General features: G+C 64.3%; 27 protein-coding genes. 13 read left to right on the top strand and 14 right to left on the bottom strand.

Going from position 1 to position 24,752, the window contains the following annotated elements; translation table 11 throughout:
* Positions 1 to 16: 16 nt before the first annotated feature.
* A complete protein-coding gene (locus VK682_RS02260; RefSeq protein WP_089847522.1) occupies positions 17 to 574 on the bottom strand; it encodes a nucleotide exchange factor GrpE in 558 nt (185 codons plus the stop codon).
* Between the two features lie 9 nt (positions 575 to 583).
* Complete coding sequence (gene hrcA / locus VK682_RS02255) at positions 584 to 1,648, bottom strand: heat-inducible transcriptional repressor HrcA (RefSeq protein ID WP_089847520.1); 1,065 nt, start codon at positions 1,646 to 1,648, stop codon at positions 584 to 586.
* 114 nt (positions 1,649 to 1,762) lie between these two features.
* Between hrcA and rph the strand changes: the two genes are divergently transcribed.
* Genes rph through hemW form a run of 3 tightly spaced genes read left to right on the top strand, consistent with a single transcriptional unit; the run spans position 1,763 to position 4,234 of the window.
* Complete coding sequence (gene rph / locus VK682_RS02250) at positions 1,763 to 2,476, top strand: ribonuclease PH (RefSeq protein WP_089847518.1); 714 nt, start codon at positions 1,763 to 1,765, stop codon at positions 2,474 to 2,476.
* The gene (rdgB, locus tag VK682_RS02245; RefSeq protein ID WP_089847516.1) at positions 2,473 to 3,084 is read left to right on the top strand and encodes an RdgB/HAM1 family non-canonical purine NTP pyrophosphatase; all 612 of its coding nucleotides are present in this window, start codon (positions 2,473 to 2,475) and stop codon (positions 3,082 to 3,084) included. Before rph ends, rdgB begins: the two co-directional genes overlap by 4 nt.
* On the top strand, positions 3,047 to 4,234 hold the full coding sequence (gene hemW / locus VK682_RS02240) for a radical SAM family heme chaperone HemW (RefSeq protein WP_230794903.1): 1,188 nt from the start codon (positions 3,047 to 3,049) through the stop codon (positions 4,232 to 4,234). Before rdgB ends, hemW begins: the two co-directional genes overlap by 38 nt.
* On the opposite strand, the gene VK682_RS02235 is transcribed toward hemW, so the two are convergent.
* From VK682_RS02235 to rho, 6 genes are read right to left on the bottom strand one after another with little or no spacing between them, the layout of a single operon-like run.
* Entirely contained in the window at positions 4,231 to 5,130 is a 900-nt protein-coding gene (locus VK682_RS02235; protein WP_324781390.1) for a ParB/RepB/Spo0J family partition protein, read from the bottom strand. The genes hemW and VK682_RS02235 overlap by 4 nt on opposite strands.
* A 50-nt stretch (positions 5,131 to 5,180) precedes the next feature.
* On the bottom strand, positions 5,181 to 5,990 hold the full coding sequence (locus VK682_RS02230; RefSeq protein ID WP_230794900.1) for a ParA family protein: 810 nt from the start codon (positions 5,988 to 5,990) through the stop codon (positions 5,181 to 5,183).
* Positions 5,983 to 6,600, bottom strand: a complete 618-nt coding sequence (gene rsmG, locus VK682_RS02225; RefSeq protein ID WP_324781364.1) for a 16S rRNA (guanine(527)-N(7))-methyltransferase RsmG — start codon at positions 6,598 to 6,600, stop codon at positions 5,983 to 5,985. Before rsmG ends, VK682_RS02230 begins: the two co-directional genes overlap by 8 nt.
* Positions 6,597 to 8,465 (bottom strand): tRNA uridine-5-carboxymethylaminomethyl(34) synthesis enzyme MnmG, encoded by a 1,869-nt coding sequence (gene mnmG / locus VK682_RS02220; RefSeq protein ID WP_324781363.1) that lies wholly within the window; start codon positions 8,463 to 8,465, stop codon positions 6,597 to 6,599. Before mnmG ends, rsmG begins: the two co-directional genes overlap by 4 nt.
* A 21-nt stretch (positions 8,466 to 8,486) precedes the next feature.
* Entirely contained in the window at positions 8,487 to 9,770 is a 1,284-nt protein-coding gene (gene mnmE / locus VK682_RS02215; RefSeq protein ID WP_230794897.1) for a tRNA uridine-5-carboxymethylaminomethyl(34) synthesis GTPase MnmE, read from the bottom strand.
* 19 nt (positions 9,771 to 9,789) lie between these two features.
* Entirely contained in the window at positions 9,790 to 11,064 is a 1,275-nt protein-coding gene (rho, locus tag VK682_RS02210) for a transcription termination factor Rho (protein ID WP_089847504.1), read from the bottom strand.
* 521 nt (positions 11,065 to 11,585) lie between these two features.
* Here rho and VK682_RS02205 point away from each other — a divergent pair.
* The 4 genes from VK682_RS02205 to dnaQ are packed head-to-tail and all read left to right on the top strand — an operon-like array spanning position 11,586 to position 14,287.
* A complete protein-coding gene (locus VK682_RS02205) occupies positions 11,586 to 12,185 on the top strand; it encodes a Maf family protein (protein ID WP_230794896.1) in 600 nt (199 codons plus the stop codon).
* The gene (locus VK682_RS02200) at positions 12,182 to 13,015 is read left to right on the top strand and encodes a shikimate dehydrogenase (RefSeq protein ID WP_230794894.1); all 834 of its coding nucleotides are present in this window, start codon (positions 12,182 to 12,184) and stop codon (positions 13,013 to 13,015) included. The genes VK682_RS02205 and VK682_RS02200 overlap by 4 nt, the downstream gene beginning before the upstream one ends.
* On the top strand, positions 13,012 to 13,614 hold the full coding sequence (gene coaE, locus VK682_RS02195; protein ID WP_324781362.1) for a dephospho-CoA kinase: 603 nt from the start codon (positions 13,012 to 13,014) through the stop codon (positions 13,612 to 13,614). The genes VK682_RS02200 and coaE overlap by 4 nt, the downstream gene beginning before the upstream one ends.
* Positions 13,595 to 14,287, top strand: coding sequence for a DNA polymerase III subunit epsilon (dnaQ, locus tag VK682_RS02190; RefSeq protein WP_230794891.1), 693 nt, complete (start codon positions 13,595 to 13,597; stop codon positions 14,285 to 14,287). The genes coaE and dnaQ overlap by 20 nt, the downstream gene beginning before the upstream one ends.
* A gap of 7 nt (positions 14,288 to 14,294) precedes the next feature.
* Here dnaQ and secB read toward each other — a convergent pair whose 3' ends face one another.
* Together secB and VK682_RS02180 are read right to left on the bottom strand one after the other, a co-directional pair.
* Positions 14,295 to 14,813: a protein-export chaperone SecB gene (gene secB, locus VK682_RS02185; RefSeq protein WP_089847492.1), complete on the bottom strand. Its 519-nt coding sequence runs from the start codon at positions 14,811 to 14,813 to the stop codon at positions 14,295 to 14,297.
* Positions 14,814 to 14,869: 56 nt separating this feature from the next.
* Positions 14,870 to 15,379 carry an FxsA family protein gene (locus tag VK682_RS02180; protein WP_089847491.1) on the bottom strand — a complete coding sequence of 170 codons (510 nt, stop codon included), beginning with the start codon at positions 15,377 to 15,379 and terminating at the stop codon, positions 14,870 to 14,872.
* 109 nt (positions 15,380 to 15,488) lie between these two features.
* Between VK682_RS02180 and VK682_RS02175 the strand changes: the two genes are divergently transcribed.
* The 3 genes from VK682_RS02175 to VK682_RS02165 are packed head-to-tail and all read left to right on the top strand — an operon-like array spanning position 15,489 to position 17,787.
* Positions 15,489 to 16,148 (top strand): Tim44/TimA family putative adaptor protein, encoded by a 660-nt coding sequence (locus VK682_RS02175; RefSeq protein ID WP_089847489.1) that lies wholly within the window; start codon positions 15,489 to 15,491, stop codon positions 16,146 to 16,148.
* Entirely contained in the window at positions 16,145 to 17,188 is a 1,044-nt protein-coding gene (mltA, locus tag VK682_RS02170; protein WP_230794889.1) for a murein transglycosylase A, read from the top strand. Before VK682_RS02175 ends, mltA begins: the two co-directional genes overlap by 4 nt.
* Positions 17,185 to 17,787, top strand: a complete 603-nt coding sequence (locus tag VK682_RS02165; RefSeq protein ID WP_230794887.1) for a Smr/MutS family protein — start codon at positions 17,185 to 17,187, stop codon at positions 17,785 to 17,787. The genes mltA and VK682_RS02165 overlap by 4 nt, the downstream gene beginning before the upstream one ends.
* Positions 17,788 to 17,790: 3 nt before the next feature.
* Here VK682_RS02165 and idi read toward each other — a convergent pair whose 3' ends face one another.
* Positions 17,791 to 18,306, bottom strand: a complete 516-nt coding sequence (gene idi, locus VK682_RS02160; RefSeq protein ID WP_089847483.1) for an isopentenyl-diphosphate Delta-isomerase — start codon at positions 18,304 to 18,306, stop codon at positions 17,791 to 17,793.
* Positions 18,307 to 18,452: 146 nt separating this feature from the next.
* Here idi and VK682_RS02155 point away from each other — a divergent pair, with 146 nt between their 5' ends.
* Positions 18,453 to 18,875 carry a c-type cytochrome gene (locus tag VK682_RS02155; protein ID WP_230794885.1) on the top strand — a complete coding sequence of 141 codons (423 nt, stop codon included), beginning with the start codon at positions 18,453 to 18,455 and terminating at the stop codon, positions 18,873 to 18,875.
* A gap of 39 nt (positions 18,876 to 18,914) precedes the next feature.
* On the opposite strand, the gene VK682_RS02150 is transcribed toward VK682_RS02155, so the two are convergent.
* A complete protein-coding gene (locus VK682_RS02150) occupies positions 18,915 to 20,030 on the bottom strand; it encodes a polysaccharide biosynthesis/export family protein (protein ID WP_230795123.1) in 1,116 nt (371 codons plus the stop codon).
* A 243-nt stretch (positions 20,031 to 20,273) separates the two neighbouring features.
* On the opposite strand from VK682_RS02150, the gene VK682_RS02145 reads away from it, so the two are divergent.
* Entirely contained in the window at positions 20,274 to 20,885 is a 612-nt protein-coding gene (locus VK682_RS02145) for a sugar transferase (protein WP_230795122.1), read from the top strand.
* A 7-nt stretch (positions 20,886 to 20,892) separates the two neighbouring features.
* On the opposite strand, the gene VK682_RS02140 is transcribed toward VK682_RS02145, so the two are convergent.
* Both VK682_RS02140 and VK682_RS02135 read right to left on the bottom strand, forming a co-directional pair.
* Entirely contained in the window at positions 20,893 to 21,567 is a 675-nt protein-coding gene (locus tag VK682_RS02140) for a YjbF family lipoprotein (protein WP_089847476.1), read from the bottom strand.
* Positions 21,564 to 23,699, bottom strand: coding sequence for a YjbH domain-containing protein (locus VK682_RS02135; protein ID WP_230794883.1), 2,136 nt, complete (start codon positions 23,697 to 23,699; stop codon positions 21,564 to 21,566). Before VK682_RS02135 ends, VK682_RS02140 begins: the two co-directional genes overlap by 4 nt.
* Before the next feature lie 207 nt (positions 23,700 to 23,906).
* Here VK682_RS02135 and VK682_RS02130 point away from each other — a divergent pair, with 207 nt between their 5' ends.
* Positions 23,907 to 24,737, top strand: coding sequence for a flagellar motor protein MotB (locus VK682_RS02130; protein WP_230794881.1), 831 nt, complete (start codon positions 23,907 to 23,909; stop codon positions 24,735 to 24,737).
* The last annotated feature ends 15 nt before the right edge of the window (positions 24,738 to 24,752 follow it).

Genomic DNA, 24,752 nt, shown 5'->3' with positions numbered 1-24,752 from the left:
AATCAGGCGGTGCGGATCAGGACGCAGGCATGGAGCTGACGCCAACCTGCGCGGGGCGCAGCAGGCGGTCATGCAGCATGAACCCTTCGGCAGACACCTGAATGATGTCGCCCGCCTTGGTGCCGGGCAGCGGCGCCTCGAACATGGCTTCGTGCTGCTTGGGGTCGAAACGGTCGCCCACCTGCGGCGTGATCGGGGTCATGCCGTGACGGGTGAACACGTTGGACAACTCCCGCAGGGTCAGTTCCACCCCCTCGATCAGCGCCTCGGCGGCGTCCGCCTCGCGGGCGGCGGCCAGCGCGCGCTGCATGTTGTCGTAAACCGGCAGCAGGTCACGGGCCAGCTTGGAGCCGCCATATTGCTGCGCCTCGCGCCGGTCCTTGTCCGCCCGTTTGCGAGCGTTTTCGGCATCGGCAAGCGCGCGCATGAAACGGTCCTTCATCTCGTCCCGTTCGGCACGCAGCGCGTCCAGTTCCGCCTCCACCGGGTCGATCTCGTCGGCGTCCTGCGCGTAGGCTTCCGCCTCGGCCGCCTCGATATCGTCCAGAAAATCGTCTTTCTTCGCGTCTGCCATAACTTACCTCTAGCTCCGCTCGGCAATCAGCCTGCCGACCAGCTGCGCCGTATAGTCCACAATGGGCACGATCCGGCCGTAGTTGAGGCGCGTGGGGCCGATGACCCCGACCGCGCCGATGATCTTACGATCCGCGTTCATATATGGAGAGACCACCAGAGAGGAACCCGAAAGTGAGAAAAGTTTGTTCTCTGACCCGATAAAAATGCGCACACCGTCGCCGGTTTCCGCCAGTTCGAGGAACTCGGCGATGTCCCGCTTACGCTCCAGATCGTCAAACAGCGACCGGATCCGGTCCAGCTCCGCCGCCTCGCCATCCTGACCCAGAAGATTCGCGGCGCCGCGCACGATCAGCCGGGCGGAGGTGTCGGCATCCTGCTCCCACACGGCCATGCCGGTTTCGATCAGATCGGCGGCCAGCGCGTCGATCTCGCGCCGCCTTGTGGCGATCTGGCGCGCGATCTCTCCGCGCAGATCGGACAGGGTCTTGCCCTCGATCAGCGCGTTGAGGAAATTCGCGGCCTCGCGCATGGAACTGGGGGTCTGCCCCGGCGGCGGGTGGAACAGGCGGTTTTCCACATGGCCATCGGCAAAGACCAGCACCACCAGCGCCCGGTCATGCCCAAGGCTGACAAATTCGATATGGCGCACCGGCGCCTCGTGTTTGGGCGTCAGCACCAGCGAGGCGCCCTGCGTCACCCCCGACAGCGCCGCCCCCACCCGGTCCAGCACCCCACCCACATCGTTGGAACCGGGGCCCATGGTGGCGTCCAGCGCCTCGCGGTCGGAATTGTCCAGATCGCGGACCTCCAGCAGGCCATCCACGAACATCCGCAGGCCAAGCTGCGTCGGCACCCGCCCTGCAGAGATATGCGGACTGTCCAGCAGCCCCAGATATTCCAGATCCTGCATGACGTTGCGGATGGTGGCGGCGGACACTTTTTCCGACAGGCTGCGGGTCAGCGTGCGCGAGCCGACCGGTTCGCCCGACTCCAGATAGGATTCGACCACCCTGCGGAACACCTCTCGCGAGCGGTGGTTCATTTCGTCCAGAAGACCAGTCCCCTGTTTCATCCAATCCCTCCGCGGTGCCCGAGCCATTAAAGGTGCTGTCCCCTCCCCGTCAATCGGGGTTGCGGGACAGGCACGGCCCGACTATCCCGGATGCGACCGAGAAAAGAGGCACCCATGCGACCTTCTGGACGAGATTTAAGCGAAATGCGCGCCGTTTCAATTGAAACGAACGTGACGAAACACGCCGAAGGCTCCTGCCTGATCAAGATCGGCGACACCCATGTGCTGTGCACCGCCTCTCTGGAGGACCGGGTGCCGCCGTTCATCAAGGGATCCGGCCTTGGCTGGGTGACGGCGGAATACGGCATGCTGCCGCGCTCCACCGGGTCGCGGATGCGGCGCGAGGCCACCACCGGCAAGCAGGGCGGACGCACCGTCGAAATCCAGCGCCTGATCGGGCGGTCCCTGCGCGCCGGTGTCGACCGCGTGGCGCTTGGCGAACGCCAGATCACCGTGGACTGTGACGTGCTGCAGGCCGATGGCGGCACCCGCTGCGCCTCGATCACCGGCGGCTGGGTCGCGCTGCGGCTGGCCGTGAACAAGCTGATGAAAACCGGCGCCATCGTGACGGATCCGCTGATCACGCCGGTCGCCGCCGTCAGCTGCGGGCTTTATGCCGGGCAGGCGGTGCTGGATCTGGACTATGCCGAAGACAGCGAAGCGGGCGTGGATGGCAATTTCATCCTGCGCGGCGATGGCCGCCTGATCGAGGTGCAGATGTCTGCCGAAGGCGCCACCTTCGACCGCAAGCAGATGGACCAGCTGATGGATCTGGCCGAAGCCGGTGTGGCGCAGCTGGTCGCAGCCCAGAAAGCGGCGGTGGCATGACTCGGAAATTCACCGGATCCACGCTGCTGGTCGCCACCCATAACGCGGGCAAACTGGAGGAGATCACCGATCTCCTCCAGCCCTACGGGATCGAGGTGGTGGGCGCCAAGCAGATGAACCTGCCCGAGCCCGAAGAAACCGGCACCACCTTTGTGGAAAATGCCCGGCTGAAGGCCCATGCCGCTGCGCAGGCGACCGGCCTGCCCGCCCTGTCCGATGACAGCGGTATCGCCATCGACGCGCTGGATGGCGCGCCGGGCGTCTATACCGCCGACTGGGCCGAGACCGGATCCGGCCGGGATTTTGTCATGGCGATGCAGAAGGCGCATCAGGCGCTGCTGGACAGCGGCGCGGCGGAACCGTGGACCGCGCGTTTCTGCTGCACGCTGGTGCTGGCATGGCCCGATGGCCACGACGAAGTGTTCCCCGGCGTGATGGAGGGCCGCGTGGTCTGGCCGATGCGCGGCGATCAGGGCCATGGCTATGACCCGATCTTCCAGCCCGATGGCCATGACGTGACCTTCGCCGAGATGGAGCGTTTCGCCAAGAACCGCATCAGCCACCGCGCCGATGCGTTCACCAAGCTCGTGCAGGGCTGTTTTGCCTGAGACCTGGCGCGAAGGGGGCTTTGGCCTATACGTGCACTGGCCGTTCTGCGAGGCCAAATGCCCCTATTGCGACTTCAATTCCCATGTGGTGCGCCACGTGGATCAAAGCCGTTGGGCGGCTGCTCTGGCCGCCGAGATCCGCCGCTATGGTCAGATGACCGACGGGCGGCTGCTGAATTCCATCTATTTTGGCGGCGGCACACCCTCTCTCATGACCCCGGACACCGTGCGCAGCGTGCTCGACGCCGCGCGGGAGCACTGGACATGGGCCAATGACATCGAAATCACGCTGGAGGCCAATCCCCGCTCTGTCGAGGCGCGCAAGTTCGAAGGCTTTCGCGAAGCGGGCGTGAACCGCGTTTCCATGGGTATCCAGTCGCTGCGCGCCGACGATCTGCGCAAGCTGGGCCGCCTGCATGATGTTGACGAGGCCCGTGCGGCGCTTGGCGTGGCGCGATCGGTCTTTGACCGGGTGAATTTTGACCTGATCTATGCGCGCGAAGGCCAGTCACTGCCCGACTGGACGCAGGAACTGCACGAGGCGCTGGAGATGGCGGGCGACCACCTGTCGCTCTATCAGCTGACCATAGAAGAAGGCACGGTGTTCTGGGAACGCGCGCAGCGCGGCCAGCTGAAGCGGCTTCCGGACGAGGATCTGGCCGCCGACATGTTCCTTGCCACGCAGGAGATCACCGCCGCTGCGGGTTTTCCTGCCTATGAAGTGTCGAACCACGCCGCCACCGGCGCACAGTCGCGGCATAATCTGGTTTACTGGCGTGGCGGAGATTACGTGGGTGTGGGCCCGGGCGCCCATGGTCGCGTCACGCTTGGAGGGATCCGTCACGCGACAGAGGCGTGGAAGATGCCCGGCGCATGGATCGAACGCGCCGAGGCGGACACCGGCGACCAGCATGTCACACCACTGGCTGCGGATGAAATCCTGACGGAATTTGTCATGATGGGGCTTCGCCTGACCGAAGGCCTGTCCCTGTCCCGCGCCGCCGAGATTGCCCCCGGCTTTCCCGAGCCGCGCAGCCTGACGGATCTGCGCGATCTGGCGCTGGTCTGGACCGAAGATGACCGCATCGGCACCAGCCTGCAGGGCAGACTGGTGCTGAACGCTGTGATCGCCAAGCTGCTGGCAGATTAACGCGCGGCGCTCAGGATCCCGCAGAGACGATCAAGATCATCGAAGTTGTCATAGCTGATCATCAGCTTGCCGCTTTCGCCGCCGGGCTGGTTCTGGATGCTGACCTTCATCCCCAGCGCGGCGGACAGATCCCCCTCCAGCGCACGGGTGTCGGCATCTTTCTGCGGCGCAGCATCAGACGCAGCGCGACGGGAGGTTTTTGCCGCACCGGGCCGCGCCATCTGCTCAGCCTGCCGCACCGACAGCTTGCGGCGCACGATCTCCTTCGCCAGTTCCTCAGGCTGTTCAGAAGTGATCAGGGTCCGCGCGTGACCTGCCGTCAGCTGCCCTTCGACGACCATGGTCTGCACCGTTTCCGGAAGATTCAGCAGACGCAGCAGGTTGGCGATATGGCTGCGGCTTTTGCCAAGCGCTTCGGCGATCTTTTCCTGCGTATGGCCAAAGCGGAACATCAGCTGCTTGTAGCCCGCCGCCTCTTCGATGGCGTTCAGATCGGCACGCTGGATGTTTTCGATGATCGCGACTTCAAGAACCTCGATATCGTCAAAATCGCGGATCAGCGCCGGCACTTCGTGCAGCTTCGCCATCTGCGCGGCGCGCCAGCGACGTTCGCCCGCGACAATCTCGTATTCGCCTTCCGCATTGGGGCGCGGACGCACGATGATCGGCTGGATGATGCCCTTGGTACGGATCGATTCCGCAAGTTCGTCCAGCTGATCCTGGGTAAAGGTCCGGCGGGGCTGATCCTTGTTCGGGAACAGCTTTTCGATGGGGATCAGCCGATCCGGATTGCGGGAAGAGGCGGAGGGATCCGCCGCAGGACGCACCTCGACATCGGACATCAACGCGGACAGGCCCCGGCCAAGCCCTCGGCGCGGTTCGCGTCTTTCCGCCATCTCTGCCCCCTTTTCGGTGTTCTCATGGTCTGTCATGCTCGTTTCTTGCCTTACGCCGCCAGTTTGGCGTTCTTTTTCAGGAGTTCCTCAGCAAGGGCGCGATAGGCTGCGGCGCCCTTGGACGTGGTGTCATAGGTCAGCACCGGCACCGAATAGGACGGCGCCTCGCTGACCCGGACATTGCGCGGAATGACGGTTGTGAACACCAGATCGCCCAGATTAGCGCGCGCGTCATCTTCCACCTGCCGCGACAGGTTGTTGCGGGCATCAAACATTGTCAGCACCACACCTTCGATCCGCAGATCAGGATTGGCGGACTGGCGCACCTCTCGGATCGTCAGCATCAGCTGTGACAGACCTTCCAGCGCAAAAAACTCGCTCTGCAGCGGCACCAGAACCGAATGCGCGGCGACCATGGCGTTTACAGTCAGCAGGTTCAGCGACGGCGGACAGTCGATCAGCACAAAATCGTAACTGAACTGCGCCATATCGGGCTGCCGCAGGGCAGCCCGCAACAGGCTGCTGCGCCGTTCATTGGCAACAAGTTCGATATCCGCCGAGCTAAGATCAACCGTGGCCGGGATCAGGAACAGCCCCTCGGTCCCGGTCTGAAGGACCATGTCGCTGAGCGGCGCCTGTTCCAGCAGCAACTCGTAAGAGGTGTAATCGCGGTCTTCAGGCTCCACCCCCAATCCCGTCGAGGAATTGCCCTGAGGGTCAAGATCCACCACCAGAACCTTCAACCCGCGCTCCGCCAGCGCCGCGCCAAGGTTGATGGTTGTGGTGGTTTTGCCCACCCCACCCTTCTGGTTGGCAATCGCGACAATCTTGGGCCCACCGGGCCGGACGGCATCAGACATGGTGCACTGCTCCGATCTTCAGAACGACCGCATCGGCATCGGTAAGGCTGCCCTGCGTCGTCAAGTCAAACTGCCACATTTCCCGCGCCGCCGCGATTTCTTTTTGCCAGGTTGCGCCCTTCTGAAACAGCGCAATGCCGTCTTCTGCAAGGTGACGCGAGGCGAACTCCAGCAGTTTTGGCAGCGGAGCAAGCGCCCGCGCGCTCAGGACCTGGGCATTGAGCGGCTCCAGCGCTTCGATCCGCTCCGACCGGACGTCCGCCGTCACCCCGGTTTCTCGCAGTACCGTGCGAAGGAATGTCGCCTTGCGCTGATCGCTTTCCACCAGCGTCACCCGTAGCTGCGGCGCCTTTTCCGCAGCAAGGATGGCCACGACCAGTCCCGGGAAGCCACCGCCTGATCCCAGATCTGCCCAATGGTTCACACCGTCATCTGCCAGCTTAAAAATCTGCGCGGAGTCTAGAATGTGCCGGGTCCAGAGCGTATCAAGCGTTGCAGGCGCCACGAGATTGATGCGTGGGTTCCACTTCAGCAGCGTTGCCGCATAGCTTTCCAGCCGCGCCAATGTTTCACGTGAAACATCTTCCAGACCGGTGACAGGCAAACTCATGCGCTTTGGCGCCGTTCAGCGCGGCGCAGCCGAACCAGAAGCAGCGAAAGCGCTGACGGCGTCATCCCATCCACCTTCCCTGCCTGCGCAAGCGTCGAAGGCCGCGCGCGTGTCAGTTTCTGCTTAAGCTCTGTTGAAAGGCCTTCCATGGCAAGAAAGTCAAAATCCGCAGGAATGGCCAAGGTCTCATCCCGGCGCAGCGCCTCGACATCCCGCTTCTGCCGTTCGATGTAATTTGCGTAAATCGCGTCTTTACCCAGCTGATCGGTTGTGTCCGCGTCAAGTTCCGCAAGCTCGGGGAATTTAGGCGCAAGGGCGTCGAGAGTAATTTCCGGGTAAGACAGCAATTGGAAAATCGTCCGCCGCACGCCATCCGCATTCATCTGCAGACCGAGCTCGTTCAGCTCCCGGGGCGTAAGCGTCAGAGATTCCAGAAGGTCTTTCCCCTTCTGCAGACGCTCCATCTTGTCGGTAAACGCTGCGCGCCGCCGCTCTGACATCGCGCCAAGTTGAATTGCCAGCGGGGACAGGCGCTGATCAGCGTTGTCCGCGCGCAGCGAGAGCCTGAATTCTGCGCGAGACGTGAACATGCGATAGGGTTCAGTCACGCCGCGCGAGGTCAGGTCATCCACCATGACGCCGATATAGCTGTCAGATCGGCTGAACTGCACCGGATCCTGCGACAGAGCCTCTGCCGCGGCATTCAGGCCAGCCACAAGCCCCTGAGCTGCCGCCTCTTCGTAGCCGGTGGTGCCGTTGATCTGTCCGGCAAGGAACAAACCTAGCGTGTTTTTTACTGCAAGACGCAGGTCTAGCGCGCGCGGATCGACAAAGTCATATTCGATGGCGTAACCAGGCTGAAGGATTTCCGCCTTTTCCAGCCCGCGCATGGAGCGGACATAAGCCTCCTGCACGTCGACCGGCAGGGAGGTTGAGATCCCGTTTGGATAGACGGTAAAATCGTCCAGTCCTTCGGGTTCCAGAAAGACCTGATGCGACGTCTTGTCGGCAAAACGGACAATCTTGTCTTCGATTGAGGGACAGTATCGCGGGCCAATCCCTTCGATATGGCCGCCATACATGGCAGAGCGCCCAAGATTTTCGCGAATGATGTCATGGGTTTGCGTATTCGTGTGGGTGATCCCGCAGGACACCTGACGCGCGACCGGGGCCTTGGACAGGAAAGAAAACATCGTCGGCACGTCATCGCCCGGCTGCGATTCTAGCTCATCCCAGTCGATTGTGCGCCCATCCAAGCGGGGCGGAGTGCCGGTTTTCAGACGACCCAGCGGCAGCGCAAGATCATCCAGACGCTGCGCAAGGCGGACCGACGGCGTGTCTCCCATCCGGCCCCCGGGCCGCGACACGTCGCCAATATGAATGACCCCGCGCAGGAACGTGCCCGTGGTCAGCACCACGGCACGCGCGGTCACCTGCGCCCCATCCTGCAGCATGACCCCCGCGATCCGATCGCCGGACATCACAAAATCAACAACCTCGCCTTCAAGCACCTCAAGCTGCGGCGTGGTGGTCATTTCTGCAAGCATGGCCTGATGATACAGCTTGCGATCCGCCTGCGCCCGCGGCCCCTGCACGGCAGGGCCTTTACGACGGTTCAGCAGCCGGAACTGGATGCCTGCGGCATCGGCAACGCGGCCCATGACGCCATCCATGGCGTCAATCTCACGCACCAGATGGCCCTTTCCCAAGCCGCCAATGGCCGGGTTGCAGGACATGACGCCAATTCCGGAGCGTTTCAACGTAACCAGCGCCGTGCGCGCACCCATCCGGGCCGCGGCGGCAGCAGCTTCGGTGCCAGCATGGCCGCCACCGACAACAATCACGTCGAAGTCGAGTTGTTTCACGTGAAACACTCCTTGGTTATCTCATTTGCCCAGGCAAAAGCTTGCAAAGATATGGTCCAGCAGGTTTTCGACGTCCACACGGCCAATCAGAGCCTCAAGCCGTCGAATCGCAACGCGAACCTCTTCAGATGCGACATCATACCGTTCGGGCCCAAGGTCAAGCAAGCGCAGCGCCGCATCCAGACAGTCCCGCCCTTCCAGAAACGCAACCCTGTGCCGTTCCCGCGTTGCAAGACTGCTGCGCTGCACGCGCTCGGACAGGGTCGAGCCCAGATCCGTCAGAAGCTGTTCGATGCCCTGCCCGGTCAGGCTGGAAATAGCCTGCGGATCCCCCGACAGATCCGCCTTGGACTGTCGGACCAGATCCCCCGGTCGCACTTCAAGCTCTGGCTCGTCACCTTCGCCCAGCAGGAAAACGCGCAGATCCGCCGTGTCCGCCCGGTCGCGCGCCCGGGCGATGCCCAGACGTTCCACCGGATCCTCCGCCTCGCGCAGGCCAGCGGTATCCAGCAGCGTCACTGGCAGACCCGCGATTTCCATGCGGACCTCGATCACATCGCGCGTCGTGCCCGCATGTTCCGAAGTAATCGCGGCGTCGCGTCCGGCCAGCGCATTCAGCAGGCTTGATTTTCCGACATTGGGCCGACCGACGATGGCCACCTCGAACCCCGAACGGATCCGTTCCGCGGCGGACATGCCGGACAGCTGACGGTCCAGATCCGCCCGCACCCGCAGCAAGCCCGCGCGCACGTCGTCAGAAACGTCGACAGGTACTTCTTCATCAGCAAAATCGATTGTGACTTCCAGCAGCGAGGCTGCCGTGATCAGCTCAGCGCGCCAGTCTTCGACCATGCGGCCCAAGGCACCGGAAAACACCGTCATGGCCAGAACGCGCTGACTTTCGGTTTCCGCCTCGATTAGATCTGCCAGAGCTTCGACCTGCGTCAGATCAAGCCGGTCATGATCCAGCGCGCGCCGGGTGAATTCGCCCGGATCCGCCATGCGGAACCCCGGCAGATCCGCCAGAACCCGCAGCACCGACCGCAGGACCGCAACGCTGCCATGCAGATGAAACTCAACCACCGGCTCGCCGGTGAAACTGGCGCCCGAGGCAAAGCACAGCACCAGCGCCTCGTCGAGCACCGCGCCAGAGGGATCCCTCAGCTTGCGCAGCGCGGCGCGCCTGGGGGCTGGAATGTCTCCCGCCAGGGCTTCCGCGGCAGAAAAGGCGTCGGGGCCCGACACACGGACCACCGCCACCCCTGCTTTGCCGTTCGCCGTGGCGAGAGCGAAGATCGTATCCATCTTCGCCTCCGCGGTGTTGTCAGCTGTTCATGGATTCGAAGAATTCGGAATTGGTCTTGGTCTGTTTCAGCTTGGAGATCAGGAATTCCACCGCATCCGTCGTGCCCATCGGGTTCAGGATCCGCCGCAGGACGAAGGTTTTCTGCAGATCGATCTTGTCCACCAGCAGTTCCTCTTTCCGCGTGCCGGACTTGAGAATGTCGATGGCCGGGAACACGCGCTTGTCTGCAACCTTGCGGTCCAGCACGATTTCCGAGTTGCCGGTGCCCTTGAATTCTTCAAAGATCACTTCGTCCATGCGGCTGCCGGTGTCGATCAGCGCCGTGGCGATGATGGTGAGGGATCCGCCCTCTTCGATGTTCCGGGCCGCGCCGAAGAACCGCTTCGGACGCTGCAGCGCGTTGGCATCCACACCGCCGGTCAGAACCTTGCCGGAGGACGGAACAACCGTGTTGAACGCCCTACCAAGTCTGGTGATCGAGTCGAGAAGGATCACAACATCTCGTTTGTGTTCCACCAGCCGCTTGGCTTTTTCGATGACCATCTCGGACACGGCAACGTGGCGCGTGGCGGGCTCGTCAAAGGTCGAAGACACCACCTCGCCCTTCACGGACCGCTGCATGTCGGTCACTTCCTCGGGCCGCTCGTCGATCAGCAGCACGATCAGATAGCACTCGGGGTGGTTCTTTTCGATGGAATTGGCGATGTTCTGCAGCAGCACGGTCTTGCCGGTGCGCGGCGGCGCCACGATCAGCGACCGCTGGCCCTTGCCGATCGGCGCCACCAGATCGATGATCCGGGCGGATCTGTCGCGAATGGTGGGATCCTCGATCTCCATCTTCAGCCGCTCATCGGGGTAAAGCGGCGTCAGGTTGTCGAAGGCGATCTTGTGCCGGGCTTTTTCTGGGTCTTCGAAGTTGATCGCGGTCACGTCGATCAGCGCGAAATACCGCTCTTCGCCATCGGGGGCACGGATCTCTCCCTCGATGGTGTCGCCGGTGCGCAGCGAATATTTGCGGATCATGTCGGGCGACACATAGATGTCGTCGGGACCAGGCAGATAGTTCGCCTCGGGCGAGCGCAGGAAGCCGAACCCGTCCTGAAGCACTTCGAGAACGCCATCCCCGAAAATCTGCCAGTCCTCATCCGCGCGTTCGCGGAGGATCTGAAACATCATCTCGCCCTTGCGCATGGTCGAGGCGTTTTCGATCTCCAGCTCTTCGGCCATGGCCAGAAGATCCTTCGGGCTCTTGGCCTTGAGATCAGCAAGGTTGAGACGTTCCGTGGTGGTCATGGAATCCTCCCGGCCATGTCGGGCCGTCGTGTCTATCGTCATACGGGAAAGTTTGTCCGGACGGACGCTGGATGTCGTAGCGGGTGCCGGGCGGGGAGTCAATCGTGCCGGAGGGATCCCCCGGGCCAGTCTGTTTAACGAAAAATAAAAGAAAGAAAGTTTAGATAGATGTGTGAGATGGGGCGAAGGGATCCGGTGGATCAAATGTTTCGCCGGATCCTGTCCACGCTCTCGGATCTTGTGTGACTCTCTGTGGAAAACCAGCGCATAGGCTGGGACGGGTTGTGGAATCCATCCGGATTCCAGTCGCTTGCGCCCGACGGATCCGTCATGGAATAACTCTGACAAAACCTGTGGCCGGAAATGTTATCCACAAGCAGAAGTTTTCCCCGCCCACAGCCGGAGGACTCGGCCCGAATCGAAGAAAAACAGGGGTTTTATGCCCATGCTTGAAACCTGAGCGGTTTTTCCCCAGAACATTCCCCTGACATGGCCGCAGAGCTGCAAACAGAGTTATCCACATGAATCCGCACCTTATCCTAGCCTCCGGCTCGCAAATCCGGGCCGATCTGCTTCGGGCGGCGGGCGTTCCCTTCACCGTGACGATTCCCCGAGTCGATGAGTCGTCGATCCGCGCCGCGCTGGAGGCCGAGGGCGCCTCGCCCCGCGACATGGCCGATGCGCTGGCGGAATACAAAGCGCGCCGCGTCTCGGACCGGCAGCCCGGGGCCTTCGTGCTGGGCTGCGATCAAATCCTGACCTGCGACGGGGTCATCTATGCCAAGCCGGAAAGCCCCGAGGACGCGCGCGCGCAGCTTCTGCGGCTGCGCGGGCAACGGCATCAACTTCTGTCTGCTGCGGTGATCTATCAGGACGGGGAACCGGTCTGGCGCCATGTCGGTGTCGCGCGGCTGCTGATGCGCGAGTTTTCTGACGCCTATCTGGACGAGTATCTTGCCCGCAACTGGGACAGCCTGCGTCACGCGGTGGGGGGCTACAAGCTGGAGGAAGAGGGCGTCCGGCTGTTTTCCCGGATCGAGGGCGATCATTTCACCATTCTGGGCCTGCCGCTGCTCGAGTTGCTTGCCTTTTTCAACCTCCGGGGGATCATAGCCGCATGAGTATGGACAAAATTCCGCTTGCCGGGGTGATCGGCTCTCCGGTGGCGCATTCGCGGTCGCCGCGCCTGCATGGCCACTGGCTGCGCAAATATGGGCTGCCGGGGCATTACATTCCCATGGATGTGCCCGCCGACCGGTTGGAAGAAACGCTGCGGCTTTTGCCGCAGATCGGGTTTGTCGGCGTCAACATCACCATTCCCCACAAGGAACGGGTGATGGAGATTGCCGATCTGGTCTCTGACCGGGCGACGCTGATCGGGGCGGCGAACACGCTGATCTTTCGCCGGGATGGCAAGATTCATGCCGACAACACCGATGGCTTTGGTTTTATTGAAAATCTGCGCCAGTCCGCGCCCAACTGGCAGCCCGAGTCCGGCCCTGCGGTGGTGTTTGGCGCGGGTGGTGCCGCGCGGGCCGTCGTCGCCTCGCTGCTGGAGGTGGGGGTGCCTGAAATCCGGCTGACCAACCGCACGCGGCTGCGGGCGGAAACGCTGCGCGAGGATTTTGGCAACCGGATCAAGGTGGTGGACTGGGTGCAGGCGGGCAACGCGGTCGAAGGAGCGGCCACGGTGGTCAATTCGACCTCGCTCGGCATGACTGGCAAGGTCGAACTGCGCGTGCCGCTGGATGGTCTGTCGCGGCGGGCGCTGGTGACGGATCTGGTCTATACCCCGCTGCAGACGCGGCTGCTGCGCGTTGCGGCAGAGATGGGCTGCACCTGTGTCGACGGGCTGGGCATGCTGCTGCATCAGGCGGTGCCCGGGTTCGAACGCTGGTTCGGCCAGCGCCCCGAGGTGGACGAGGCGCTGCGGGCTGTCGTGCTGGAATGAGGTTTCGTCTGGGACTGACCGGCTCCATCGGTATGGGAAAGTCGCAGACAGCGGCCTTTTTTGCCGAGGCGGGCTGCCCGGTCTGGGATGCGGATGCCGCCGTGCACCGGCTTTACGCGCCGGGGGGGGCCGCCGTGGCCCCGATGGCCGAACTTTTCCCACAGGCGGTTGTGAACGGATCCGTCGCGCGGCAGGCGCTGCGGCAGGTGATCGCGACGGATCCCACCGCCCTGCCCCGGATCGAGGCGCTGGTGCATCCGCTCGTTCGCGCTGACCGGGAGAGTTTTGCCCGTGCCCATCCCGACGCCATCGGTGTCTTCGACATTCCGCTGCTCTTTGAAACCGGCGCCGAGGCAGAGATGGATGCGGTGGCCTGCGTCACCATCCCGCCCGAGGTGCAGCGCGCGCGCGTTCTGACGCGCGGCACGATGAGCACCGCCGATCTGGACCGGATCCTTGCCCGCCAGATGCCCAACGAGGACAAATGCGCGCGGGCCGATTTTGTCATCGTGACCGATACGCTGGACCATGCCCGCGAACAGGTTCAGAAGGTGCTTTCCGACATCGAAAGGCAGATGAATGCGCGAGATCGTTCTTGATACCGAAACCACCGGGTTTGAGCCCGAACAGGGCGACCGGATCGTGGAAATCGGCGCTGTCGAACTGTTCAACCATCTGCCGACGGGCCGCACCTATCACCAGTATATCAACCCCGAACGGGGCATGCCGCAGGAGGCGTTTCAGGTTCACGGGCTGGGCGACGATTTCCTGCGCGACAAGCCGGTTTTTGCCCGCATCGTCGACGATTTTCTGGCCTTCCTCGGCACCGACTTCAAGCTGGTGATCCATAACGCGGCGTTTGACGTGAAATTTCTCAACGCCGAACTGCGCTGGTGCAACCGTCCCGCCCTGCCCGCTGGCTGCGCGCTGGACACGCTGGACATCGCGCGGAAGAAATTTCCCGGTTCGCCCGCCTCGCTGGACGCGCTGTGCCGCCGCTTCGGCATCGACAATTCCTCGCGCACGCTGCACGGCGCGCTGCTGGACAGTGAAATTCTGGCGGAAGTTTATCTGGAACTGATCGGCGGCAAACAGCCCGATCTGGTGCTGGCGCCGGTCTCCACGGGCCGCAGCGCCGGGGAGGCGGAGGGCGACTGGCGTCCGACCCGCAGGCCCACGCCGCTGCCCCCGCGCCTGACCGAAGAAGAAAAGGCGGCTCACGCCGCCTTTGTCGCAAAGCTGGGTCAGTCCGCGCTCTGGACGCGGACCTGATCCGGGCTCAGGCGTCCATCTTGCGCCCGTCTGCGGATTGCGAGGACGTGGCGGCCTGACGGCGCGCGATCTCGTTGCGGTAAAGCGCGACAAAATCGATGGTTTCGAGGTTGAGCGGCGGAAAGCCCCCGTCCCGCGTCACGTCGGAAATGATCCGGCGCACGAAGGGGAACAGCATCCGGGGGCATTCGATCAGCAGGAAGGGGTGCATCTGTTCGGTGGGCACGCCTTCGATGCTGAACACGCCGGCATAGTCCAGTTCCAGAAGGAACAGCATGTCCTGCGTGGCCTTGGATTTCGATTCCACCTTCAGCTTGATGACCACCTCATACTGGTTGTCACCGCTGCGCTTTTTCGCGTCGAGGTTCACCTGAACCTGCACGTCGGGCTGCACGTCGCCGGACACGCCCTTTTGCGCAAGGATGTTTTCGAAGCTCATGTCGCGCACGAACTGCGCCAGCACGCTCATCTTGACGGGGGTGGGCTGGGTTGCTTCGGCTGCGCCGTTTTCAGCGTTTTCGGCCATGGATCAGGCTCCTCTCCGGAAAGTTATCATTGGCATAGCAGCAGCACAGGGGCTTCTCAATGCTTCGTCCAGCCGGATCCGGGGTGATTTGGCCGTTTGGAGGGCGGCACTTCGGTGAAATCACCCTCGATCACCTCGCCTGCGGATTTTGGCGTCTGGGGGCCGCGCGGGCCGGGTCTGGGCTGCGGGCCAGAGGCGCCGCCCATGCTGAACCGCTGCACTTTTACCCGGCGGGCAATCTGTCGCATCACCGCCAGACGGACGCCCGGCACCAGCAGCGCAAAGCCCACGGCATCGGTAAAAAACCCGGGCGTCAGCAGCAGCGCGCCGGACAGCAGGATCATCGCGCCATGCGCCAGAGGCTGGGTCGGATCCTCCAGCCGGGAAAAGGATCCCTGCAGATTTGCCAGCGCCCGCAGGCCCTGACTGCGCACAAGCCATGTGCCCATGATCGCGGTCACCACCACGACAAACAGCGTTGGCCACAACCCGATCAGCCCGCCCACCTGGATGAACAGCGCGATTTCGATCAGCGGCACGGCGAGAAACGCCAGAAAAAGCCACATGGCTTGCCTCCCTTTCCTTCAGGCCGGGGCGGTAGACTTGCCCGCGCCCAGTGCCTACATAGGAAAGCGATATGAGATTTTCCATGAAGACCCCGTCAATGAGGTGCCGATGACATCGTCTATAGTGCAACTGCTGGTCCTTGCCGGGATCGCGATCTTCCTGATCCTGCGGTTGCGCAGTGTGCTGGGCACGCGGGACGGCTTTGAAAAGCCGCCTGCTCCGGCCCCTGCGACCCGGGACGACGCGCGGCGCGACTTCGAGGTGATCGAGGGTGGCCCGGATCACGACATCGTGGACCATGTTCCCGCCGAAAGCCCCGCCGCCGAGGCGCTTGGCCAGATGAAACGGGCAGAGCCGTCCTTTCATGTGGGCGATTTCCTGTCCGGCGCGCGCGGCGCCTACGAGATGATCCTGATGGCCTTCGAGCGGGGCGAGGTCGAAAGCCTCCGCGACTTCCTGTCGCAGGATGTCTATGACAGCTTCGCCGAGGTGGTGGAGCAGCGCCGCCAGCAGGGCCTGACCATCGAGGCCGAATTTGTCGGCGTGCGCGAGCTGTCGCTGGTGGATGCGACCTTCGACGAAAACGAACGTCTGGCCGAAATCACGGTCAAATATGTGGGCGAGCTGACCTCGGTGGTGAAAAACGCCAATGGCGAGGTGATCGAAGGCAGCCCCACCTCGGTGAAGCGCCAGAAGGATGTCTGGACCTACGCGCGCCGTATGGGCAGCGACGATCCGAACTGGCAGCTGGTCGCGACTGACGCATGACAGGGGGGATCCGTGCAGCGCTGCTGACCGGATTCCTGGTGGCCGGGACCATGAGCGCCGCGCAGACCGACCCCACTTACCGGATTATGGAGTTCAGCGATCTTGACGGCTGGGCGGAGGATGACCATGCCTCCGCCCTGTCGGTGTTTCTGGACACCTGCGGCGATCTTGACGATCCCGACTGGCGCAGCCTTTGCGGGCTGGCGCGTGACGCGGGTGATGCCCGCGCGTTCTTTGAGCTTTTTTTTCGCCCGGTGCTGATTTCTGACGGGCAGGATGCCCTGTTCACCGGCTATTTTGAACCGGAATTGGACGGATCCCTCCGCCCGGATGCCCGCTTTCGCTATCCGCTGTACCGGATGCCGCAGGACGCGCGCGATCTGTCGCCTTGGCTGACCCGGCGCGACATACTGACCAGCGACGTGATGCAGGGGCGCGGTCTGGAAATCGCGTGGGTCGATGACGCGGTGGAGCTGTTCTTCCTGCAGGTGCAGGGTTCCGGACGGATCCGCCTGCCCGACGGGCGGGTGCTGCGCGTGGGCTATGGCGGCGCCAATGGCCATCCCTACCGCTCCATCGGGCAGGAACTGGTGCGGCGCGGCACGTTTCAGGCGCATCAGGTTTCGGCGCAGGTGATCAAGAACTGGGTCCGCGCCAACCCGTCCGAGGGGCAGGAGCTGCTGCTGAGCAACCCGTCTTACGTGTTCTTCCGTGAGGTCAACGAGGTGCCGCCGCATCGCGGCCCGCTGGGGGCGATGAACCGCTCCATCACCACGCTGCGGACGGTGGCGGTGGATCCGGCCTATGTGCCGCTGGGGGCGCCGGTCTGGGTCGAAAAGGGCGGGCAGATCCCCCTGCACCGGCTGATGATCGCGCAGGATACCGGATCGGCGATCAAGGGCGCGCAGCGGGCGGATATTTTCTTTGGCACCGGCGATGCCGCCGGTCGCCGCGCGGGCCAGCTGAAGGATCCGGGCCGCATGATGGTGCTGCTGCCGATCCAGCGCGCCTATGCGCTGCTGCCGGATCACGTGCTGTGAGCCGCCGCAGGCTCCGCCCCGAAGAGCTGGAGCTCTGGCACCTTGTCGCGCGCAGCGCGCAGCGGTTGCCGGGGCGCAAACCGGTGGCGGATCCCCCTGCCCCGCCGCTGCCTGCCAAGCCCCGGCCCGCCGCGTCGAAGCCGCCGCAGGCGGATCCTCTGCCTGCCTTCGGGCTGGGCGACCGCGCGCCGCCACGCACCGAAACCCATGATTTTTATGCCAGCACGCAGGACCGGCTGGCGGGGGATCCGGTGCGGATGGACGCCAAGGCCTTCACCCGCATGCGGCGCGGCAAGCTTGATCCCGAGGCGCGGCTGGACCTGCACGGCATGACGCTGGATCAGGCGCATGGCGAACTGGCCAGCTTCATTCTGGGCACGCAGATGCGGGGATTCCGGCTGGTTCTTGTCATCACCGGCAAGGGCGCGCGGGAGGATCCGCATGATCCGATGCCGCGCCGCCGGGGGGTTCTGAAAACGCAGGTGCCGCAATGGCTGCGCCTGCCGCCGCTGAGCCATGCCGTGCTGCAGATCACCGAAGCCCATGGCAAACACGGCGGCAGCGGCGCCTATTACGTCTATCTGCGCCGCCGGAAATAGCGCCTAGCCAAAGATCATCGCGGCGTGACGCGCCAGATAGATCCGCAGCCATGGCGTAAACTCTTCGGGCGTGGCGGCGATCCGCGCGGGCAGATCCGCCAGCGGCAGCCATGCAGTGTCCATCACTTCTGCGGGATCGGGCTGCGGCTCCTGCCCTTCGGGCGCGGTGGCGGTGAAGATGTCGACCACCTCATGTTCGGTCATGCCCTGCCCCACCTCGGCGCGGTATTCGACCTGTCCGCGATGGGTCAGGCTCAGCCCGTGCAGGCCCAGTTCCTGCCCCAGACGGCGGGCGGCGCAGGTGGCGGCGGGCTCCTGCCAGTGCGGATGGGTGCAGCAGGCATTCGCCCAAAGCCCCGGCGTGTGGTATTTTCCCAAGGCACGGCGCTGCAGCAGCGTCTGGCCGCCGCGCTGGACGAACACCGACACGGCCATATGGCGCAGGCCGCGGCGATGCACCTCGATCTTGTCCAGCGGCAGCAGGCTGCCCTTGTCCCATGCGGGAATGAGTTCGGCCATGACCGGACCTCCTTGGGGTGATGCGGGGGGCTGTTTCCCCCGGACGGCAGGCGGGGTCAAGCGGCGCGCTGGCAATAGGTCGCAGCGCGCTTGCCGTCTGGCTTGGCTAGACACGGGGGGTGGAGACGCCATTGGGAGACCCCGAGATGACCGCCAGACTGGCTATAGCCCTGACCACCCTGACCCTTGCCACCGCCGCCCATGCCGAAGGCGACGTGGCCACCGGTCAGAAAACCTTTGAGACGCGCTGCCGTGCCTGCCACATGATCGCCGACCCGGCCGGAGAGGTGATCCAGCGCGGCGGCAGGACCGGCCCCAACCTGTTCGGGGTGGCCGATCAGCCTGCCGCAGCCGATCCGGATTTCCGCTACAAGGCGTCGCTGCAGGCTGCAGCGGAACAGGGGCTGGTCTGGGACGAGGCCGCCTTCGTGGCCTATGTGCAGGATCCCACGGCCTTTCTGAAGGAATTTACCGGCGATGCGGGCGCACGCTCTGCCATGACCTTCAAGCTGAAGGATGGCGGCGCGGATGTCTTTGCCTATCTGGCCTCGCTGTCGCCGGAAAGCTGAGCCGAGGGTGGGGGCGCAGGTCTGCTGCGCCCCTGTCGGTCAGTTGGAGATGGTGGCGACCTGACGGCTGACGCCGAAGGCATTGCCGATCAGACCAAAGATGGTCTGCGCCCGGGTCACCGGGCTTTCGGTCGCAAGCACGGTATCGCCGGGATTGATCGCAAACTTGCGCGCCGCAAACAGCCCGTCCGCCGAGGTCAGATCAAAGGTGAACACCACCTGCTGCATGTTGGGCGCCCCCGAACCCGACCGCAGATGCCGCACGTCATATTCGCGCAGCACCAGCACGCCCTTGGGATCCGCCCGCTGGTCGGACAGGCCCCCCATCAGCGAGATCGCTTCCAGCGCGGTCAGCCGGTCCTTGGGGAAGTAGATCAGGCTTTCGGTGCCCGAGGCGCCAAGCGCGGTAAAGCTCTTGTCGTCTTCCTCGACGATGATGGTATCGCCGGGATAAAGCAGCGCGTTGTAATCGCTGGATTCCAGCAGCGTTCCGGCAGAGATTTCATAGGTCGTGCCGCCGCGCATCAGCCGAACGCGGGGGTTGCGCAGGCTGCTGCTGATGCCGCCGCCATCCGCGATCAGGCCCAGAATCTTGTAATTGCGTGACGGCATCGGAAAGGCGCCGGGGCTGGACACGCCGCCCACCAGTTCCACCGAATTGCCGCGGCCCTGCGTCAGGCTCAGCTGCACCTGCGCCGAGGGCACGATGGATTCAAGCTTGGCCTGAATGCGCGCCCGCGCGGCGGCAGGGGTCAGTCCGCGGATCTGCACCTCGTTGACATAGGGCACGAAGACCGTGCCGTCGCCAGCCACCTCGACCCCGGGCATGGCCGTGGATTTCTGCGTGGGCGTGGTGATCAGCGAGTTTTCCTGACTGTCCCAGATGGTGATGTCGACCTTGTCGCCGGTCTGGATGACGCTTTCGCTGGACCCGGTGGCGGTGCGGGGCCACGCGGTATCATGGCCTTCGCCGGTGCGCGGCCAGCTTGCGATCAGGGGCATGGTGGCGCGGGTGACGGGCATGACCTGAAAGCTGGGAATTTCGGCATCGGCTTCGCGCAGGACTTCGGATTGCAGCGCCGCCCCCCGGGGCAGGCTGCAGGCCGACAGCGCCGTAGCGCCAGCCAGAAGCGCGATCAGGATACGAGACGTCATCAACACGGGGCCTCCCGAAGCAGTCGTTTACCCGTTTGCGGGCTTTCTTGCCGGTCAGGTTCGGTGATAGACAGTTTCTTGGTCCCGGGGAAGTGCATAGGACCGGCACAAGCGGCGGAGCGTCGGAGTTTTGCAACGCAAACGGACGGAATTTGGCCCTGAACCGGCCCGGGTGACCAAGGCTTGCCAGTGTGGCGCCAGCTTGGGCAGGATCCTGCCGATGTGCGCCGCGGAGCCCTGCGCGTGACCCTGTCGAAACGGCTGCTGGATCTGGGGCTGGCGCTGCTGCTGCTGCTGGTTGGGATGCCGCTGCTGCTGGGCCTCGCGGGGCTGATCCTGCTGCGCGACGGGCGCCCGGTGCTGTATCTGTCCGAACGCATGACCACGCCGCAGCGCGGCTTCCTGCTGTGGAAGTTCCGCACGATGCGCCCCGATGGCGCAGATCGCGGCGTGTCGGGGGGCGACAAGGCGGATCGCATCACCCGGACGGGGCATTTCCTGCGCCGCTACCGTCTGGACGAACTGCCGCAGCTCTGGAACATCCTGCGCGGCGATATCAGCTTTGTCGGGCCGCGCCCGCCGCTGCGCCGCTATGTGGAGATGTTTCCGGAGCTTTACGCGCAGGTGCTGCGGCAGCGCCCCGGCGTCACCGGGCTGGCCACGCTGGCCTTTCACCGGACAGAGGAGCGTCTGTTGGCGCCCTGCCGCAATGCCGACCAGACCGAAGCGGTCTATTGCCGCCGTTGCGTGCCCCGCAAGGCGCGGTTGGACCTGATCTATGCCCGGCGGCGCAGCCTGTGTTACGATCTGCGCCTGATCGCGGCCACGGTGATCCGGCGAATCCCTCTGAACTGACGCGCGATTACAGCCGGACGCGGTGCATCGCGACATATCCGGTGGTGGTTCCAAGCCATTGCTTGGAGCCGAGAATTTCACCCTCTGCGCTGACCACGAAGTAATCGACGAAGGGTGGTCCGTCCTCTCCGGTGCAGGCCACCACCATTTCGGTGCCGGTGGCATTGATCAGCCCCATGCTGACCGGCACGGTCTGGTCGGGTTCGACGCCGCAGCGATAGGTCAGTTCCTCGGTCACGTCTTCGGCGGTGAGAAAGCGCATGACATAGGTGGCGGTGCCGGTCTGCCGCGCGCGGATCAGCGCCAGAACCGCGTCCTCCTCCACCGACATCAGATCGCCGCCCAGACCCCGTGTCGCCACGATATAGCCGTTCCGCAGGGTGAAGGACTGCCGTTCAGTGGTGGCGAAGGTGTCATAGGCGCCGTTCTGCTGGATTTCCACCGCCAGTGCCTGCGATTTGCGGTCCTCGATGGACAGGTAGATCACGGGCCGGTCGGTGGCCTGAAGCGTGGCAAGGATCTGCTGGCCGGTCACTTCGGACGGGGCCGTTTCGCCGCGCTGGAACAGCGTCTGATAGGCGGTTTCCAGAATTCGCGGACGCTGCGGATCGTTGCCGCAGGCGGCCAGAGCGGTCAGCAGGGCGCAGAGCCCGATTCCTTGGCGCAAGCGTGTGCCGGTCATCGCCAGAACCTCCCCCAGGACGCGGCGACATCCGGTTCATGCCCCTCCCGCACCAGTTCGTAAAGCCGGTCAGGCACCGACAGCCGCGCGCCGCCGTCGCGCTGCACCGAGCGGATCGTGACATCGGTGCCCTCGCGCGAGGGGGTTCCGGTGCCGATGGCCAGCGGGATGGTCAGCATGATGCCCTTGTCAAAGGATCCCTCGCCAAAATCATCCGCCGACACGTCGGTCAGCGTGGCGAAGGCGCCGATCTTCCAGCCGTTCACGAATTCCCGGCTGAAGGTCAGCGTGGCGCCGGTATCGCCCGCCAGATAGCGGCCCACATCCAGCTGCCCGTTATAGCCGCCGCCAAAATCGTAATAGGCCGAGACATGGCCGTTCACCTTCGGGAAACTCCGGGTGATGCCACTGACGGGGTCGGTCGTCTCGTTGCCCTGCAGGCCGAACTGCTGGTCAAAATCGCGGCGTTCGACATAGTTCAGCTCTGCCCCAAGCGCGAGGCGGCTGGAAACCGGCTTCCACAGCACTTCGGCAGAGGCCCCGGCATACATGCTTTCCAGATAGCCCAGCGTCAGGCGGCTGTAGACCTGCGGCGCGGGCCGTCCGTAAAAGCTGAGCGTCAGGGTGCGCAGCGAGGGATCCCCCTCCCGCGCGAAGACGCCGTAATCGGTGCGCACGCGGGGCAGGGCGGATTCGCTCTCGCGGTCGATCTCGTCCAGATTGCCGAAAACGCGCTTTGTCAGCGCGCCGCGCAGCACGATGTTCGGCGTGATCTCCAGCTTGCCGCGCAGCGACGCGCCGATATCCACCCGCAGCGGATCGTCCGGGTCGAAGGTGCTGTAGGACAGCGAGGGGCCAAGCGACCAGGTAAAGCGCGGATGGCTTTGCAGGTCGACGGGGGGGGCGATGCGCTGCGCGTCCGAAAAGCTGGTGCGGGCCAGCATGTCCACCGCCGCGTCCTGCTCCAGCCGTTCCAGATCGCTGCGCCGCATCGTCACCGCCGACAGCGCCATGCCGCGGTCCGACGGGATGATCACAAACTCCTCGACCGAGGCGGGCAGGAGCCGGGTCATCACCCGCGCCGTGCGCCCGATGGCCTGCGCCGGGGCGCCGTAGGTGTCGTTGCGGACCCGCAGCGTGGCGCGCGTGGGTTCCAGCCGGAAGCCCTGCAGTTCCAGATTCTCGCGCTCCAGCGCGCGGGCAAGCTGGGCTTCCACGGAGTCGCTGGTGCCGGGCAGGTCGCTGGTCCAGCCCAGATCGGCTGCGCTGCCGGGCGCGCGCGGCTTCACCGGCAGACCGGCGCTTTCGGTGCCGCCGGGCACCCCCAGCGTCTTGGGGTTGATCGGCAGGGTCAGCTGTGCGCCCACGGTGGAGCCATAGGCGTAGTACAGCGACAGCTGCGTGCCGTTGTCGAAGCGGTAATCCAGCCCCAGATTGACCGGCATGCCATGGTCGAAATCGCTGCTGCGCCGTTCCTCCTCATAATCGTCTGAGGAGTATTCCAGCTTGACCGTCAGCCGTTTGTCGGGGGACCAGCTGATCCCGCCAAAGGGCGCGACATCGCCGCGGAACCAGCGGTCGGCGGTGGGCTGGCCGCCAGTGCCCAGAATGGTGTCGGAGCGCGTGCCGACCGAAGTCATCGCGCCATAGCTGCCAAGCCGCCCCCAGCCCAGACCGGCGGTCACCGCCAGCCCCGGTGCCAGAGTCTTGGTCGCCACGAGGTATTCGCCGCTATAGATGCCGGTGCCGATGAAATCCTGCAGCCCGATCACGACCGAAGGCCGCCAGTCGGTTTCGGTGAAGATCTGGAAGCGGATGTCGAAGCTGCGGTCATAGTAGACCCCGTCCACCGAGGCCGGATGGTCGAAATCCTGAATCCCGGTGTAGCGGAAGGTGCCGCTCAGCCGCGGGGCCAGCTGGAAGCTGAGCGAGCCGCGGTTCGCGCCGCCGACATAGCCATAGGTCAGGGCAAGCGTGCCGTCAGGGGCAGGTTCGGCGGTGGGCATGTCGATCAGGCCCGGCAGGCCATACAGGTTGAATGCCGGCAGCGTGTCGGCCCATACCGGTGCGGCGAGGCCCGTCAGACCTGCCGTTGCGGCCAGTGCCGCTGTCTTGCCCAGCCACGTCGCCATGTCACCCCCGGATCCCTGTGCCGTGTTGGAACCAGAGCTAGTCCGAAATGCGCCGTCTGTCCATTCACGGGCGGGGCAGGGTGCCGCGCTGTGGGATATTCGGCACGGCTCCGCCACAGGGATCCCCCCACATTTTGAATTGTTAAGCGGGCGGTAAGACCCGTTGCGCTATTCCTGACGCCGGGTGAGTTTGGAAGGGTGGTGGAGATGGGTGCGGACAGCAATGTCGCGCCGGTCATCATCAAAAGGAAAAAGGTCGTTGGCGGCGGGGGGCACCATGGCGGGGCCTGGAAAGTCGCCTATGCCGACTTCGTGACGGCGATGATGGCCTTTTTCATGTTGATGTGGCTGCTGAACGCGACGACGGAAAAACAGCGCAAGGGACTTGCGGATTACTTCAATCCGACGATTGCCGTGGCCCGGATTTCCGGGGGCGGCACTGGCATGCTGGGCGGGGACAACACGTTTTCCGAGATGACGCTGCCGCAGGTCGGCACCGGCGCCACCAGCGAGAGGCCGGCGGAAAGCGATTCCGCACGCGGCACCTTCACGCAGGGCGAGGCGCAGGATGCCGAAGAAGAGGCGCTGCGCGAGCTTGAACAGAAGCTGCTGGGCCGCACCGGCGAAAGCGCGCTGGATGATGGTCTGATGCGGCATATCGTGACCCGGCTGACCGACGAAGGTCTGGTGGTCGAGCTGTACGAGACCGCCGAGTCGCGGCTGTTCGACGACAGCGGCAGGCCGACGCCGCTGCTGGAACGGCTGGCTGCGGCGGTGGCGCGGGTGGCCGACATGGTCAGCAATCCGGTGGCGGTGGAGGGGCATGTGCGGGCCTATCCCATTGTTCTGGCAAAAAATCCGGCTTGGGATGAATCGGCGCAGCATGCCGGGCATATGCGCGACCTGCTCTGGCGGGAGGGGCTGGACCGCAACCGTGTGGCTCGCGTGACCGCCCATGCCGACCGCGATCCCGCGCATGACAACCCGATGGATCCGCGCAACACCCGGCTGGAGGTGATCTTTCTGCGCGACCGCTGAGGAGGGGGTAATGGC

Origin of the sequence: Salipiger marinus, assembly GCF_035481585.1 — a bacterium.
Classification (GTDB): Bacteria; Pseudomonadota; Alphaproteobacteria; order Rhodobacterales; family Rhodobacteraceae; genus Salipiger; species Salipiger marinus.
Note: the sequence above shows the minus strand (reverse complement) of the source record. Positions and strands in the feature narration are given on the sequence as shown.